Origin of the sequence: Proteocatella sphenisci DSM 23131 (assembly GCF_000423525.1) — a bacterium.
Classification (GTDB): Bacteria; Bacillota; Clostridia; order Peptostreptococcales; family Filifactoraceae; genus Proteocatella; species Proteocatella sphenisci.
The window spans coordinates 47,563-61,962 of the sequence record NZ_AUID01000010.1 but is presented as its reverse complement, the minus strand read 5'-3'; the positions used below and the strand labels follow the sequence as shown (position 1 = coordinate 61,962).

Below are 14,400 nucleotides of genomic sequence, written 5' to 3'. Positions count from 1 at the left end.
TTATAATACCTCAATCTCTATTCTTTCTTATTCTTTACCTTTTTGATTATGTCTGCAAATTTTTCCTTTATATCCGGCATATCCAGAGTCTGTAACTCAAGTTCTGTAAGATCTTCAGGGGAAAGCTCTGCAAGATTGGTCATAGCCCCTGAGGTTATTCCTACAAGGAAAATCCTGTTTCCTACCTGAGTTACTGCCATTGCCTTGTCCTGACCAAGAGACATCATATCTGCAATCTTAATATATTTTGACTGGCTCTGCCTTACTGCGACTGTTCCCACATACTTGCTGACTCTGTACGCGAGATATAGTATCCCTGCCAGCATAAGCATGGTAACCAGCATCGATGAAGTTTCTCCTAAAATATCATTCACTTCCTTACATCATTTTACTATTTTACTATTTCTGTTATCCTGACTCCAAAGTTGTCATTTACTACAACGACATCTCCTCTTGCTATACATCTTTCGTTTGCATAGATTTCTACCTGGTCTCCTGCCAACTTGTCCAGGACTATGAGCGATCCTTGCGTAAATTCTACAATCTCCTTAACCAGTTTCCTTGTTCGTCCTATTTCAACTGAAATTTCAAGAGGTACGTCCATAAGAAGCTCCAGATTGTCTTTTGCAAGTTCTTTGGATGGATCTTTTGATGCAAACGACTCGGCCGGTATTGGCTTTACGTCTATTGTTCTGTTAGGCTGAGGTGCTGCCGTTGGCTGTTCCTGCCTCTGCGCGGCTGCCGGTTGTTCATACTGAGGTACCTGTGGCTGCGGCGGCGGAGTCGGTGGAGCTTCCTGCTGTACAGGAGCTTCCTGCGGTTGTGCGGCTGGAGTCTGCGGCATTGCTGCCTGCGGCGGAGCTACTGGTGCTGGGTCTTCAAGCATTGACTGATCTGGTATCATCCGAGATACCAGCATCTTAACCAGTGGTATAGGCATAAGGTTTACAAATTCACACTTTATGGAATTTTCTATTGAAAGACTGAATTCTATGCTTACAAAATTAGCATCTGGTTCAAAATACTTTTCCTTAAACTGTTGCGAGTTTTCTATCTCAAAAGATGTGGGAGTAGTTATGTTTACTGTTTCTCCTATGAACTCAGACATGGCAGTAGCCGAAGCTCCCATCATCTGGTTCATTACCTCGCATATGGCGCTCACATAAAGCTCATTCATCTCAAATTCTTCGTCTGGAATTTCACTCCCCATCAGAATCTCTACTATTGTCTTGACATCCATCTTCTTGATTATCATGACATTGTTTCCTGAAAGTCCGTGAGTGTAGGTTATTTCAACTCCTATAGCTGGTTCGAGTCTCTTAAATTCGAATTCATCAAAGGTAACCACCTTGACATTTGGAGTTGTTATATCGACTCTTCTGTCAAGCATTGTAGCCACGGCTGTCGCTGAGGCTCCCAAACTTATGTTTATTATTTCTCCTATTGCATCTATCTCTATAGGATTTAACTTATCATGGCTCATCTTATCCTCCTGCTTTTAATATTTCTGCGTTCACTGTGTCTTTTAGACTATCTTCCTATTTCTAATGCTTTGGTTGCCATCATCTTGATTGCATTAAAAGCAGTAATATTTGCATCATAGGATCTTGTGGCAGACATACTGTCTACAGTCTCCTTAATGAGGTCCACATTTGGCATCATTACATATCCATCTGCGTTAGCGTCTGGATGGTCTGGGTCATATACTGACTTAAACTCTCTTGTATCTTCTACAAGTTCAGTTATCTGGACTCCGCCTTTTTGATTATTTTCTCTTGCCGTCCTGCTCAGTACACTTTTAAAATCCTGCTGGTCTATTGGCTGGAAAACAACCATTTTTCTCTGGTATGGTCCTCCACCTTCTGTTCTTGTGGTGTTTATGTTAGTTATATTTTCTGCTATTATATCAAGTCTTTGTTTCTGAGCTGTGAGCCCAGAAGCGCTTATATTCATGGAGCTTAAAAAAGACATGTTTCCTCCTTACTCAAAGAGTTTGCTTTTATCCAAGTATTTGCTGCACTGCCTTAAGTATTCTGTCTGGTTTGAATGGTTTTACTATAAAGTCTTTTGCGCCTGACTTTATGGCTTCCACTACCATTGCTTCTTGTCCCATAGCTGAACACATTATTATCTTTGCCTCAGGAAATTCCCCTTTTATTTTTTTAAGGGCCTCAAGTCCATCCATGTTAGGCATTGTTATATCCATTATAACAAGGTCTGGAAGTATCTCTTTGTATTTTTCTACTGCCTCAAGTCCGTCTGCTGCCTCATACAAATCTGTGAATCCATTCTTTGTAAGAGTGTCCTTAACTACCATTCTCATGAATGCTGCGTCATCTACCAATAATAATTTAGCCATTTTTTTTTACCTTCCTTATCTTCGTTAGTCAATTTCAAATTTATACTACTGCTTTATATCTTTTACCTTGACAGCCACATTTTTTTTGTGGACTCCAAGATTTCCTGTAAACCACAGATTGTCATCTACATACATATACACTTCAGAGTCTTTTGATCTCCCAAGGTTTATAGTGTCTCCAACCTTTAGAGTATAGGCATCGCGCATCCTCATCTCGCCGGATCCAAATTTTACCTTTATCTCCATTTCAGATGTTTTGACATTGTCGAGTATTATCTCATCCTCATCGCTGTCCTTGTCCCCTCTTTTTTTCATATTTTCATTTTCATGAGCTTCGAATATCAGTGAAAGCAGGGTACCGGGAATGCACACAGTCAATTTACCTTCTATGGTCCCCATTGTTGCACTTATTATAACTATTACAACAGTTTCGTCCATTCCAATTACCTGACCCACGTTCTGGTTTATTCTGGAATACATGTAATTGAAACTTCCATCTATATAATTTGCCCATGCTTCTTTCATATTGGGTGTCAGTTTAGACATTATATGATCATAAAGAGATATTTCTACATCAGTATACTTGTAGTCTGTATCTATGTCAATCTCATCTCCTTCACCACCCAGAATTCTGTCTATCATACCCAGCATCATACGGTTGTTTGCGTGTATAAGTATGGGCGCTCCTTTTTTAGGATTTTTGAGGTCAAGCTCTACAAAAGAAAGTATGTCGTTGTCATTTACAGCATTGCTAAATTCGTAATAACGTTGTTCCTCTACTCCTACGACCTCGAATTCTCCCGAAGTCCTGAAAAGGTTGTTTACCTTTGTAGCGAGTATCCTTGAGTAATTATCATATATATTATTTATGAGCTTAAGCTTGTCTCTTGTGAATTTTTTTGGGCTGTAAAAATCATATTTCTTGTATCCCAGCTCTTCTTTTTTAACTTCAGGCTCAAGATCCTTTTGTTTGTTGTCTCCTCCATCTTTCATGGAGTTTAGTATCAAGTCTATCTGGTTCTGAGATAATATTTCTGACATCTGATTCTCACCGCCCCTTCCCTTTAACTGTAGACTTCTTCATAATATTCATCCAGTGCTCTGGTCACCGCGTCATTTTTAGTAATTACAATTTCTACTCTCCTGTTTTTAGCTCTATTTTCTGTTGTATCAAATGGACTCACTGGCCTGAATTGCCCATAAGAGCTGGCCACAAGCTTGGAAGGTTCTATTACATCCTTCATCTGGATGTATGTAAGGACCTCTGTAGCTCTGTTGGATGCAAGGAATCTATCAAATTTTACATCATTGGTCTCATTTGGCCTCGCCTGAGATGTATGGCCCAGTATCTGAATTTCTCCTATAGTTTTGGACGAACCTTTTACTATTCTTGCAAGGCTGTCAAGTATAATTTTTCCATTTTCTCTGAGAATATAGCTGTCTCCATTAAAAAATATATTATTTCTAAATGTAATAAAGGTGAATCCATCTCCTTTTATTATCTCCACATCCGCTTCAAGCTGCTGCAACTCAACTTCTTTTTTAAGTGAATAGTAAAGTTCATCAAATTCATCTACTATAGCTGGTGAGGTACTTCCTTCTACGTCATTGTCTCCGGCTGTCTCTGTCTGATCTGTTACTATCTGAGATGTCGCTGCTGCGTCTGGATTAAAACTCTTTACAACTATCTCCCATTTTGCAGCATCTACCGAGCTTATTGAATAAAGGAGTACAAAAAAGCACATCAGCAGGGTTATGGTGTCTGAGTACGTGGTCAGCCATTTCCCTTTGTCTTCCGGTGGTCTTACCTTTTTCTTCAAACTATTATCCCCCTATTCCTTTGACTTTTTTCCTTTTTTAGCTTTAGGAGATTTCTCTCCGCCTTCATCTCCCCCACCATCTGATCTTTCGTAATGTGCCAGATAAGATGTCAGTTTTTCATTGAGGAATTTTGGATTATCTCCCGCCTGAATAGCGAGCACTCCTTCTATTATAATATTTTTAAAGAGTATCTCTTCGTCATGTTTCTGCTTGAGCCTTCTCACTATGGGGCCAAATACTATGTTTGCAAATATAACTCCATAAAGCGTAGTGATCAGTGCCACCGACATGTCTTCTCCTATGCTGCTGCTTCCGCCCGAGTCCATGGACATACTCTTTAGCATGTTAACAAGTCCAATCAGCGTTCCTATCATACCAAATGCAGGCGCAAGGGCTTCTCCAGTTTCATAAAATGTTACCGTCTTTGCATGCCTTTCATCCAGATAAAGCAGCTCATTTTCAAGCATTTCTTTTATTCTTGATGCATCGGGGACGTCTACTATAAGTATCAGACTCTGCTTGAAAAATGGATCTTCAATTTTCTTGGATTCTTCTTCAAGTGCAAGAAGTCCTTTTTTCCGGGCTACCTGAGCCATGTCTACTATCTGAGTTATGCATTCCTTAGCATTGTATCTATCCTTGGACATTATAAGTTTAATATGTTTTGGCAACTGTTTAAAAGATTTGATCCCAAAACCCGCAAATAGTGCAGCTACTGTTCCTATTATTACTATAATAAAACTCTGCATATCTACAAAGTTAGCCAGGTTTTTGAGCCCCATACCAAACACCATCAGCACCATTGCGATTGCCATTCCAATAAACATTGTTACATCCATTATTTTCCCTCCAAATTAAATGTCTTATATCATATTGCCCTGTCTTATATCCATTATGGACCGGTTGTATTCAATAGTTTTTTCTATGATTTCATCAATACTCTCCAATACTATAAAATGTTCTTTGTTCATGAGAGTTATTTTTGATTCCGGTATTATATCTATAGTCATTATCTGCGCACAGTTGATTACAAATTCTTCGTTGTTAAGCTTGGTTAATTTTATCATGGCAAACGCCCCTTTTTTTGTAATAAGGATGGATTTGTTATGTATTTTCCGGGAGTTTTATTAACCTCCCGCCAATAATGTATTATCTCTTCATAGATATTAATTCTTGAAGCATTTCATCTGATACTGTTACTATTCTAGTATTTGCCTGGAAACCTCTTTGGGTAGTTATCATCTCTGAAAATTCTTTTGCAAGATCCACGTTGGCCATTTCAAGTCCGTTTGATATCATAAGGCCTGTTCCACCGTCTCCGGCTCCAAATGCTACTGCATCTCCTGTATTTGATACTATCTTGTAATACGGTCCCTGAGATTTTTCCAGGGCATTAGGGTTTGGAACGTTTGCTATCGCAATCTTAGCTATAGTTATAGGTTCATTAGTATCTGCATCTATTCCTATCACATTTCCCTTATCGTCTATCCTTATGCTGTTAATATTTTTACGTGTAGCTTCTGTTTCACCTGCTGGTATCCTTATAGGATTCAGTTCTGTTTCTGCTTCGATGGTTCCACCTTCTACTGGAACAAATCCGAAAACGATATTGCTGTTTGAATCCACCAGATATCCATCTCCATCAAATCTAAAATCTCCAACCCTTGTGAGCGTAAGGGCATTAACATCAGAATCGGCCGGATTCTCCTGACCGGTATTTATTCCTGCCAAATCCTTTGTCCCAACCAGGAAGAATCCGTTTCCATCTATCATACAATCTGTCGGGCTGTCTGTAGGTGCATAGCTTCCTGATGAAAACATAAGATCTACGGAGCCTATCTGAGATCCATATCCTACCTGAGAGGGGTTTTTTCCTCCAAATGTGTCTGTTCCATCACTTGAGCCGCTCATAGTCTGATATATGGACTCTTTAAATGTAGCTCTTCCTGCCTTGTAGCCAAATGTGTTTACATTGGCTATATTGTTACCTATTACGTCCATCTTTGCCTGATGGGCTCTTAGTCCTGATACTCCTGAAAACATTGATTTAATCATTTTTGTTTCCTTTCATGCTGTATACTGCCTTGTCATTCGGACAACTGCAGGGGGCTTCCTTACGGTCCAGCCTAAATTATTACAGCGCTATCAATATTAGTAAATATATTGTTCTTCATTTCCAGTGATGACATGGTAGTAACTACTACTCCGTTTGTCACGTTTACTATAAATGCCTCGTTACTCCCTATTATAGCAAGCTCTCTTGCACCTTTTTCCTTGGCCTTTTCTACTGCGTTTTGAAGATCATCCATTAGTTTTGGAGTTACATCGATTCCTCTTTGTGCTGCTCTTTCTTGAGCATGTTTGGAGAATTTGAGCTCTGAACTTTCTTTTATCTGGTCTCTTAGTATCTTACCAAAGTCATTGCTCCTGTTGACGTAACCAAGTCTTTCGTTTATGATTCTTTCCTTTACCGGATTAGAGCTGTTTACACCTTTTATCAATTATTATCACTCCCATTTTTTGAGTTTCCTTACTCAATTATTGTTTCTGGTTCTGGTTCTGGCTCTGGTTTTGTTTCTTCCTTAGCTGGCAATTTCCCTACTGCCATAATCTCTGTCAGGTAGTAAGTTTTGTCATTTACAAATATTACCTGTTTTCCACCATATACTGCCGTTCCTGTTACATTTCCCGATATTTCTTTTATTTTTCCATCTGGTCCTGGTTCTGTTACAGTGACTTCTTTTCCAACAAGTGATGCTGCATAGCTGGTTACTGAAGCATCTGCCATGGTACTCATAGCATTTACGGTTGCCATCTGTACCATCTGGTTCATCATGGCTGCATCGTCCATAGGGTTCATCATGTCCTGATTTTGAAGTTGCTTTACTATAAGTTTTAAGAAGTCATCCATATCAAGTGTGGTTTTTGTGTTTGACTTGCTCTGTTGCACTTGACTTGATGCGGCTCCTACTGCTCCTATATCTGCCATTTTCTATTCTCCTTTAACTTGTCTGAGACATCTGGTACTGTCTCTTGAGGTTTTCTATTTCCCAAAGACCAAGTTTCATCTGATCTGCAAATTCTTCACTGTCATCGTTTCTCTGGTTTTCACCGTGTTGACGACTTTGCTGATTTTGATTTTCATCTTTTTCCTGGCTCAGGTATCCGCTTTCTTCTTGTACATTTACTGAGGCTGTTGTTCCATTACTTTCCTGAATTATCTGCGCAAGCATTGAGGCATTTTCTGCAAGAAGTCCTGCTGTCCTCGGATTTGTACATGTAAGTGAAATATTTGTCTGCCCTTGTTCAAAGCTTATGTTTACCTTTATCTTGCCCAGGTTTTGTGGATCCAGCTCAAGCTCGTATGACTTGTCCCCATTACCTTTTATGTCTATGTTTTTGGCTATTTGCTTTGTAAATTCTGCAGAGCCCGCCTTTTGTGCATCTCCAACTTTTACCTTTATGACTTGCATCTGGCCATCTTGCTGGTTTTTTGCAGTGGCTCTGAGATCTTGAGTTATTGCTTCATCCTTATCTGATCCTGCTTTTGGAGAATCACCTGTTGATAAAGCTTTTTCTGAAGTTTTTGTACTTTGAGCTTCTTCATCTTGCTGGGAAGACGTTCCTTCTGATTGCTGTAAAGGCCTTGCTGATGGAATGGATTTTTGAATTTCAGATGCCTGGGCCAGTCCAGCTTTTGTCTCTGCTTCTGATTTTGGCTGATCAGCTCCATTTGCAGGAGGATTTTTAATGGTTTTTTCTGTAAGGGCCATATTGATTTCCTGAGCCTGAGAAGCTTGTGCAGATTTGCTGTTAATATTTAATTCTGCATTTTCCAGAACTGACATGCTTATCTTTCCATCTTCAACAGCTACAGTCTTTATTTCTGGCCTTAGCTGAGGCTGCATAGCGGACATAGGATTTATCACTGCTGACGAATCTGATGATATGTCCTGGCTCGATTTTTTTTGAATTTCCTCACCCGAAACATTTACATTTTCTTTGATATCTCCAGCTTCTGAATTACCTGATTCCTGGTTTTCTGGCAACTTCTCTGGTCTGTTTGAATCGTCAGGTTTTTCTGCTGAAGGCGCCTTGGAATTTGTATTAGAGCTTTGATTCAAAATGTCTCTGAAGTCACTGCCTTCGTTTTTTGGTATTGTTTCTTTTTTTGCGAGTTTATTCATAGGTTTTGCTGATATTTCTATGCTTTTCGTATTCATCTTTCTCACCTCCTTTCAATTGTACTTGATGCGTTTGATACAAACTCTTCTATAAAGAGTTCTTCACTTTTTTTCACACCTGCATCATAGTTGATTTTCTTTTTTTCTCTGAGTTTTTCTATGGCTGCCGACTCGGTTTTGGACTCCACAACCTCTCTTCTCTTTTTTTCTTCTCTTTTTTTTACTTCTTCTATCTTTTGAGCCTGAATTTTTATCTGGTTTTCAATCTGGCTCAGATATAGCTGAAATGTCCTGGCTTCCATTATGGTCATTCCTGAGAGTTTTTTTTCGTTAAATTCATTTCTCAGACTCTCATATTTTATCTTCAGGTCTTGCATTTGATTCTCATGTTGATTGAGTTCTGTAATTATTTTTCCATGTTCCATTTTGAGATTCGAAAGTACCTGGTTTTTATATCCGAGCACAGTGTCTAGTCCAAACGTAAATTTTTTCACTTGGTCTTATCTCCTATCTGTTCTCAATTTTTATCAGGCCAGTATTTCTCTGAGTTTGTCTATAGTCTCTTCAAAAGTAAAGCTTTCGTATATGCCCTGCTTGAGAAAATCATGTACCTTGTCAATTTTAGATATTGCATAGTCAAGTCTTGGATTTGTCCCAGCTTTGTAGGCTCCAATAGAAATAAGGTCCAGGTTTTTTTCATAGATGCTCAGTATGTCTCTCAGGCTTGATGCGAGTTTTTGATGTTCTGGGTCTGCTACGGTCGTCATCAGTCTTGATATGCTGGCATTTATGTCTATTGCCGGAAAATGATTTTCATTTGCAAGTCTTCTGCTCAGCACTATGTGACCGTCCAGTATTCCTCTTACCATGTCTGCTATGGGTTCATTGGTGTCGTCTCCTTCTACCAATACGGTATATACTCCTGTTATGGAGCCTTTTTGGAAATTTCCGCTTCGCTCGAGCAGTTTTGGAAGCTCTGCATATATGGAGGGGGTGTATCCTCTTGCTATAGGTGGTTCTCCTATGGCAAGTCCTACTTCTCTTTGCGCCATTGCAAATCTTGTCAGCGAGTCCATCATAAGAAGTACGTCTTTGCCCTGGTCTTTGAAATATTCCGCTATCGTAGTCGCTACCATGGGGCATTTAAGTCTCAGCATAGCGGGCTGGTCGGATGTTGCTACAACCAGTACCGATCTTTTGAGGCCTTCTTCTCCCAGGTCTTTTTCTATGAATTCTCTTACTTCACGACCCCTCTCACCTACGAGCGCTATGACATTCACATCTGCCTTTACATTCTTGGCTATCATTCCAAGCAGGGTACTTTTTCCTACTCCACTTCCTGCAAATATCCCGACTCTCTGACCTTTTCCTATCGTAAGCAATGAATCTATGGCTTTTACTCCAAAGTGTAATTTCTCATCTATAGGGGGACGATTGAGGGGGTTTGTATACTTGCTGTCTACGTAATAGTGTGATTCAGGTACAAAGTTTTTGGTCACGTCTATGGGCCTTCCCATAGCGTCTAGCACCTGGCCTATGAGGTTGTTGCCAACAGGTATTTTCAGTCTGTTTTTGGTATTCCTTATAAAGCTCCCTGCCGAAATTCCTGCTATATCTTCGTATGGCATAAGGAGTATCCTGTCATCTTTGAAACCTACTACTTCTGATGGTATGTGCTGGTTCTTGTTTTCGCTGTATATCATAGCTATGTCGCCTATACTGGCATTTCCACCGGTAGCTTCGACAGTCATTCCCACTATATTTTCAATTTTTCCTATATGACTTACTGTCTCTGACTTTGCAATCAGCTTGGGTATGTTATTAAACAATTGATCACCTGCTTCTAAATTCTGGAGCTGCTAATTATTTCCTTTATGTTCTCTATCTGCGTATTGGTGCTTGCGTCTATGACCTTGTCTGGGAATTCCAGTATGCACGTTCCCGGCGCTTCATTTTCCATAACTACTATTTTTATATGGTCTGATACATAAGATATAGAGTTTATAAGCATAGTGTCTCCATTTACTGCCATCTCAGCGTCGCATCTGGAAATGTATATTTTCACCCATTCTTTGGACATTATTCCTTCAGTTGCCGATATTATCATTCTTTTTATTATATCGCCACTGCTTTTGAGGCTTACTCTTATTATCTTTTCTGCTATTGCTATTGCTATGTCTCTCAGGTCATCCTTATATTTATCCAGTAGTTCTTTTTTGTTTTGCTCTACTGACAAAATAAGGTCTTTCAATTCTTTTAGAAGATCGTCAGCTTCCTTTTTGAGGGTTTTTTCAACTTCTGTCTGGGCTTTTTCGTAGCCATCCAGATAACCTTTCTCGTAGCCTTGTCTTTCTCCGATTTCCAGTCCTTCTTCTCTGGCTCTGATCTTTATTTCATCTGCTTGAACCTGGGCATCTGTGAGCATTTGAGCAATCTCATCTTGAGTCTGTGCCAGTTCTTTTTTGATCTGTCTTCTCTCTTCTCTATATTTCTCTATGTCCAGTGAGATGTTTTCCTTATTGCCAGACTGGTTAGACTGGAGGTCTTCATATTCCCTGCGAAGGATTTCTTCTTCTTCAAAATCCACGAGTATGTCAAATATGTTATCTGAACTATACAATTATATCATCCTTTCCTCCCTTAGAAAGTACAATTGCTCCTTCTTCGTCAAGCTTCCTGATTACGGACACTATCTTCTGTTGAGCTTCTTCTACTTCTTTCAGACGTACATTGGTTGTAATCTCAAGCTCATCTTTAATGTTTTCTGCCATTCTTGCTGACATGTTAGCAAATATAAGATTTGCAACCGATTCATTAGTTCCTTTGATAGCAAGTACCAGGTCTTTGATATCGCACTCTCTGACAAATATTTGTATGGCTCTTCCATCCATGCTCGCAATATCTTCGAATACGAACATTTTTTTCTTGATTGTTTCTGTAAGCTCCAGATCCTTTTTTCCCATCTCGTCGAAAATGTATTTTTCATTGCTTCTGTCCATGTTGTTCATGACCTCGGCGATGTAATCTATACCACCAATCTTTGCAAAATCTGTAGTCATTACTGTCGAGAATTTGTTTTTCATCTGAGCTTCCACTATTTTTATGGCTTCTGGGGACGCACTGTCCATTTTTGCTATTTTCTCAACTACCGCAACTCTCTTGTCCTCGGAAAGCGCCGATATTACACTTGCTGCTTTTGAAGAGTCTATATAAGAGAGTACTATTGCTATAATCTGAGGCCTCTCATGCTGCAGCACTGAGAACAGACTCTTTATATCTGTTCTTCTAAGGAAGTCAAACGACTTTACCTTCATTCCTTTTGAAACTTTTTCCAAAAGTGCATGGGCTGTGCTTTCGTCAAATGCTTTTTCAAGTACATCTCTTGCATAATCCATACCGCCTTCTGTAACAACTTTTTGCGTCAGACACATTTTATAAAAGTCATCCAGTACCATCTCTGTATCTTCAACTGAAACATATCCCAGCTTTGCTATTGCTATGGTAAGTTGTTCTAGATCATCTTCTGAAAGATATTTGTATATTTTGGAGGCCTTATCTACACCCAGAGATACTATCACCGCGGCTGCCTTCTGCTGATTTGTTAGTTTTGAATTATTCATTTGTATCTTCACCTTTTAACCACGATTTTAAAAGTTGTGCTGATATTTCCGGGTTACCTTCTGCAAACTCTCTGATGTTTCCTCTGAGTTCCAGACTTTTTTCATTTTTTATATTTATAAGATTGTTCTTGGCATCTTCTGACCCTGTTTCATTTGGCATTTCCATAGCCTGGATAAGCCTTTCAACAGCGGCATTGTCTTCTTTAGGTATCTGTTTTTCTGCCAGTTTTGATTTCTTTTTCTTTCTTCTGATAATTAACAGGGTAACAATAAGGGCTATAAGGACTGCCAGTGCTATAGCTGCTATTATATATATCTGCTTCTGATTATCAGGCGTAAGATTGTCTACTATACCTGCATCGGGGTCATAGAAAGCTCCTCTTACTATTGAAATCTTATCTGGTCTTTTTTCAAGCGTTATTCCAGAAGCATTTCCAACCAGCTTTAAAAGTTCATCTTCTGTTATAGAAGATTCGTTGTTTCTTGTATTTATGGACACTGACACTGTCAGGTCTTCAATCATTCCTGCATCAATTTGTGTCTGCTCTTTTATCTGGTCTACCAAATAATCTATTTCATTCTGGTTTATTATCTGGGTCTCATTGCCGTTTAGTTCAATCTGCCCGTATATAGGTATGTCAGAATTGGTTTCTGTACCTGGAACTCCTCCAGTTGCTTCTCCATCACGAATTACTTCCTGATTTATAGATTCTTTGGACGGGATACCTCTTTTTATTGGATCAGCAGCGTTTTCATCGGGCGCAACTTCTTCACCATCTGCATTTTGATTCGTCTGCGTCTTAATTGAGGGATCTGGCTGGAAATAATTTATGGTTTCACGAATCTTCTTGTTCATGTCTATCTGAGCTTTTACCGAAACCTTTACATTTTCTTCACCGTAAAAAGGTGACAGCACATTTGCCACTTTAGCTTTTACTGAGTTTTCGAGTTGTTTTTCAAAGTCAGCTCTCAACTGATTAAGGTCACTCTGAAGGCTCGGGGTTACGGTTACATCATTTCCTTCTCCATCTAGCACTGCCACATTGGCTATGTCCAACTGAGGTATACTCTTGGAAACAAGTCTTTGTATTCCCTTTACCTGGTCTGCAGTTGGAGACCCTCCATCTTTCATTATAACAACAATAGATGCACTGGTCTGTGTTGCATTTTTGCTGTCCAGTACATATTTTCTGTCTTCACCCAGAGCTATCGTTACTTTGGCATCATCCACGCCATCAAACAGTGATATAGTAGATCCTATCCTGTCTTGAAGCTCAAAAAGCTTGTAGTTATTCTTTTCAAAATCTGTAGTCATAAGATCTATATTATCTTTGAATACGTTGTAGGTAAATCCGCTTTTGGGATAACCTTCATAAACGAGCTGAGCCTTGAGCTTTTGTTCCTGATCTGACGGAACCAGTATAGTACCATCGTTTTCATACTTGTAGTCTACTGCAGACTCTTGCAGCTTGCCTATTATTTCGCTGGCTTCCTGATCATTAAGTCCTGTAAAAAGTACCTCATAGCCTCTATTGTTGAGCATTATCGCTGCTGCAACAGAAAAAATAAGAACTGCAGCTATAATTATTATTGCCAGTTTTTTTGTCTTGCTGGTCAGCTTTGAGATTGCATCTCTGGCCTTGTCTATATAAATTTTGATTTTGTCCTTCAATTTCAAGTTCCCCTTACTGTATTAGTCTGGTTATATATTGATTCTCATTATTTCACTGTAGGAATCCATTGCTCTATTCCTGAGCTGAACCATAAGATCTACAGAAAGCTGGGCCTTGGTGGAAGCTATGGTCAGATTATGTATGTCATCCGTCTGCCCCGTTGCCAGAAGATACTGCTCATTCATCACTTCGGCATCTGTCTGCTCTACATTGTTGACTGCATTTTGAAATACGTCTTTAAATACGTTGGCATTTACTCCATCTTGCGGTGTTTGATTTATGTTCTGGGGCTTTGCAATCTGTCCCAGATCTGAAATCGAATTGATTCTTTGCATCTGATTTATAAACATAATTCCTCCTTATTGTCCTTTTATTGCACTTCTGAGCCTTGAAAATTCATCTGAAACTGCCCTGATTGCATACTGATACTGTATGGTCGTCCTTGCAAGTTCTACGTATTCCGCATCGGGGTTGACATTGTTTCCATCCATCCTTGCGCTTTCATTTTCAGTAGTATTGATTTTCAGACCTGATTCTTTTATTGCGTCCCCATATCCTTGTGAAGTTGTCAGCTCTGATTTTTTTATATTGTTTCTTAGTTCGTCTTCGAATGTAAGAAATTTCGACTTGTATCCTGGAGTGTCCTGGTTTGCAATGTTATCAGTTATAATATTTTGTTTCTTCCACAGATAATCAAGCGATTTTTGCGCCATATTTATAGAGTTTCCAAAAATTCTGTTCAT

General features: G+C 39.3%; 19 protein-coding genes. All 19 read right to left on the bottom strand.

Going from position 1 to position 14,400, the window contains the following annotated elements; genetic code table 11:
* Nucleotides 1–17: 17 nt before the first annotated feature.
* Nucleotides 18–374 carry a FliO/MopB family protein gene (locus G558_RS12420; protein ID WP_156888513.1) on the bottom strand — a complete coding sequence of 119 codons (357 nt, stop codon included), beginning with the start codon at nt 372–374 and terminating at the stop codon, nt 18–20.
* Between the two features lie 17 nt (nt 375–391).
* Entirely contained in the window at nt 392–1,483 is a 1,092-nt protein-coding gene (gene fliY, locus G558_RS0105115; protein WP_028829220.1) for a flagellar motor switch phosphatase FliY, read from the bottom strand.
* A 47-nt stretch (nt 1,484–1,530) separates the two neighbouring features.
* The gene (flgC, locus tag G558_RS0105110; RefSeq protein ID WP_028829219.1) at nt 1,531–1,971 is read right to left on the bottom strand and encodes a flagellar basal body rod protein FlgC; all 441 of its coding nucleotides are present in this window, start codon (nt 1,969–1,971) and stop codon (nt 1,531–1,533) included.
* Between the two features lie 28 nt (nt 1,972–1,999).
* On the bottom strand, nt 2,000–2,359 hold the full coding sequence (locus G558_RS0105105; protein WP_028829218.1) for a response regulator: 360 nt from the start codon (nt 2,357–2,359) through the stop codon (nt 2,000–2,002).
* A 45-nt stretch (nt 2,360–2,404) separates the two neighbouring features.
* Nucleotides 2,405–3,400 carry a flagellar motor switch protein FliM gene (locus G558_RS0105100; RefSeq protein ID WP_028829217.1) on the bottom strand — a complete coding sequence of 332 codons (996 nt, stop codon included), beginning with the start codon at nt 3,398–3,400 and terminating at the stop codon, nt 2,405–2,407.
* Between the two features lie 23 nt (nt 3,401–3,423).
* Nucleotides 3,424–4,179 (bottom strand): OmpA/MotB family protein, encoded by a 756-nt coding sequence (locus G558_RS0105095; protein ID WP_028829216.1) that lies wholly within the window; start codon nt 4,177–4,179, stop codon nt 3,424–3,426.
* A 12-nt stretch (nt 4,180–4,191) separates the two neighbouring features.
* Nucleotides 4,192–5,019 carry a motility protein A gene (locus G558_RS0105090; protein ID WP_028829215.1) on the bottom strand — a complete coding sequence of 276 codons (828 nt, stop codon included), beginning with the start codon at nt 5,017–5,019 and terminating at the stop codon, nt 4,192–4,194.
* A gap of 24 nt (nt 5,020–5,043) precedes the next feature.
* Complete coding sequence (locus tag G558_RS0105085) at nt 5,044–5,247, bottom strand: flagellar FlbD family protein (RefSeq protein WP_028829214.1); 204 nt, start codon at nt 5,245–5,247, stop codon at nt 5,044–5,046.
* Between the two features lie 82 nt (nt 5,248–5,329).
* Nucleotides 5,330–6,235: a flagellar hook-basal body complex protein gene (locus G558_RS0105080; RefSeq protein ID WP_028829213.1), complete on the bottom strand. Its 906-nt coding sequence runs from the start codon at nt 6,233–6,235 to the stop codon at nt 5,330–5,332.
* 71 nt (nt 6,236–6,306) lie between these two features.
* A complete protein-coding gene (locus G558_RS0105075; RefSeq protein ID WP_051188485.1) occupies nt 6,307–6,681 on the bottom strand; it encodes a TIGR02530 family flagellar biosynthesis protein in 375 nt (124 codons plus the stop codon).
* A 29-nt stretch (nt 6,682–6,710) separates the two neighbouring features.
* Nucleotides 6,711–7,169 (bottom strand): flagellar hook assembly protein FlgD, encoded by a 459-nt coding sequence (locus G558_RS12415; RefSeq protein ID WP_051188484.1) that lies wholly within the window; start codon nt 7,167–7,169, stop codon nt 6,711–6,713.
* A 13-nt stretch (nt 7,170–7,182) separates the two neighbouring features.
* Nucleotides 7,183–8,403 (bottom strand): flagellar hook-length control protein FliK, encoded by a 1,221-nt coding sequence (locus tag G558_RS0105065; RefSeq protein ID WP_028829211.1) that lies wholly within the window; start codon nt 8,401–8,403, stop codon nt 7,183–7,185.
* Nucleotides 8,404–8,408: 5 nt separating this feature from the next.
* Nucleotides 8,409–8,858 carry a flagellar export protein FliJ gene (fliJ, locus tag G558_RS0105060; RefSeq protein WP_028829210.1) on the bottom strand — a complete coding sequence of 150 codons (450 nt, stop codon included), beginning with the start codon at nt 8,856–8,858 and terminating at the stop codon, nt 8,409–8,411.
* 33 nt (nt 8,859–8,891) lie between these two features.
* Nucleotides 8,892–10,193: a flagellar protein export ATPase FliI gene (gene fliI, locus G558_RS0105055; protein ID WP_028829209.1), complete on the bottom strand. Its 1,302-nt coding sequence runs from the start codon at nt 10,191–10,193 to the stop codon at nt 8,892–8,894.
* Between the two features lie 14 nt (nt 10,194–10,207).
* Nucleotides 10,208–10,984, bottom strand: coding sequence for a FliH/SctL family protein (locus G558_RS12410; protein WP_051188483.1), 777 nt, complete (start codon nt 10,982–10,984; stop codon nt 10,208–10,210).
* Entirely contained in the window at nt 10,977–11,984 is a 1,008-nt protein-coding gene (gene fliG / locus G558_RS0105045) for a flagellar motor switch protein FliG (protein WP_051188482.1), read from the bottom strand. The genes G558_RS12410 and fliG overlap by 8 nt, the downstream gene beginning before the upstream one ends.
* On the bottom strand, nt 11,977–13,656 hold the full coding sequence (gene fliF, locus G558_RS0105040) for a flagellar basal-body MS-ring/collar protein FliF (protein WP_051188481.1): 1,680 nt from the start codon (nt 13,654–13,656) through the stop codon (nt 11,977–11,979). The genes fliG and fliF overlap by 8 nt, the downstream gene beginning before the upstream one ends.
* Nucleotides 13,657–13,686: 30 nt before the next feature.
* Nucleotides 13,687–14,007, bottom strand: a complete 321-nt coding sequence (gene fliE, locus G558_RS0105035; RefSeq protein WP_028829206.1) for a flagellar hook-basal body complex protein FliE — start codon at nt 14,005–14,007, stop codon at nt 13,687–13,689.
* A 9-nt stretch (nt 14,008–14,016) separates the two neighbouring features.
* On the bottom strand, nt 14,017–14,400 hold the full coding sequence (gene flgB, locus G558_RS0105030) for a flagellar basal body rod protein FlgB (protein ID WP_028829205.1): 384 nt from the start codon (nt 14,398–14,400) through the stop codon (nt 14,017–14,019).

Bases quoted from the DNA above. Each gene is read 5' to 3' on its own strand.
- fliY (WP_028829220.1), bottom strand. From the start codon at position 1,483: ATGAGCCATGATAAGTTAAATCCTATAGAGATAGATGCAATAGGAGAA.
- flgC (WP_028829219.1), bottom strand. From the start codon at position 1,971: ATGTCTTTTTTAAGCTCCATGAATATAAGCGCTTCTGGGCTCACAGCT.
- G558_RS0105105 (WP_028829218.1), bottom strand. From the start codon at position 2,359: ATGGCTAAATTATTATTGGTAGATGACGCAGCATTCATGAGAATGGTA.
- G558_RS0105100 (WP_028829217.1), bottom strand. From the start codon at position 3,400: ATGTCAGAAATATTATCTCAGAACCAGATAGACTTGATACTAAACTCC.
- G558_RS0105090 (WP_028829215.1), bottom strand. From the start codon at position 5,019: ATGGATGTAACAATGTTTATTGGAATGGCAATCGCAATGGTGCTGATG.
- G558_RS0105085 (WP_028829214.1), bottom strand. From the start codon at position 5,247: ATGATAAAATTAACCAAGCTTAACAACGAAGAATTTGTAATCAACTGT.
- G558_RS0105080 (WP_028829213.1), bottom strand. From the start codon at position 6,235: ATGATTAAATCAATGTTTTCAGGAGTATCAGGACTAAGAGCCCATCAG.
- G558_RS12415 (WP_051188484.1), bottom strand. From the start codon at position 7,169: ATGGCAGATATAGGAGCAGTAGGAGCCGCATCAAGTCAAGTGCAACAG.
- G558_RS0105065 (WP_028829211.1), bottom strand. From the start codon at position 8,403: ATGAATACGAAAAGCATAGAAATATCAGCAAAACCTATGAATAAACTC.
- fliG (WP_051188482.1), bottom strand. From the start codon at position 11,984: ATGAATAATTCAAAACTAACAAATCAGCAGAAGGCAGCCGCGGTGATA.
- fliE (WP_028829206.1), bottom strand. From the start codon at position 14,007: ATGTTTATAAATCAGATGCAAAGAATCAATTCGATTTCAGATCTGGGA.
- flgB (WP_028829205.1), bottom strand. From the start codon at position 14,400: ATGAACAGAATTTTTGGAAACTCTATAAATATGGCGCAAAAATCGCTT.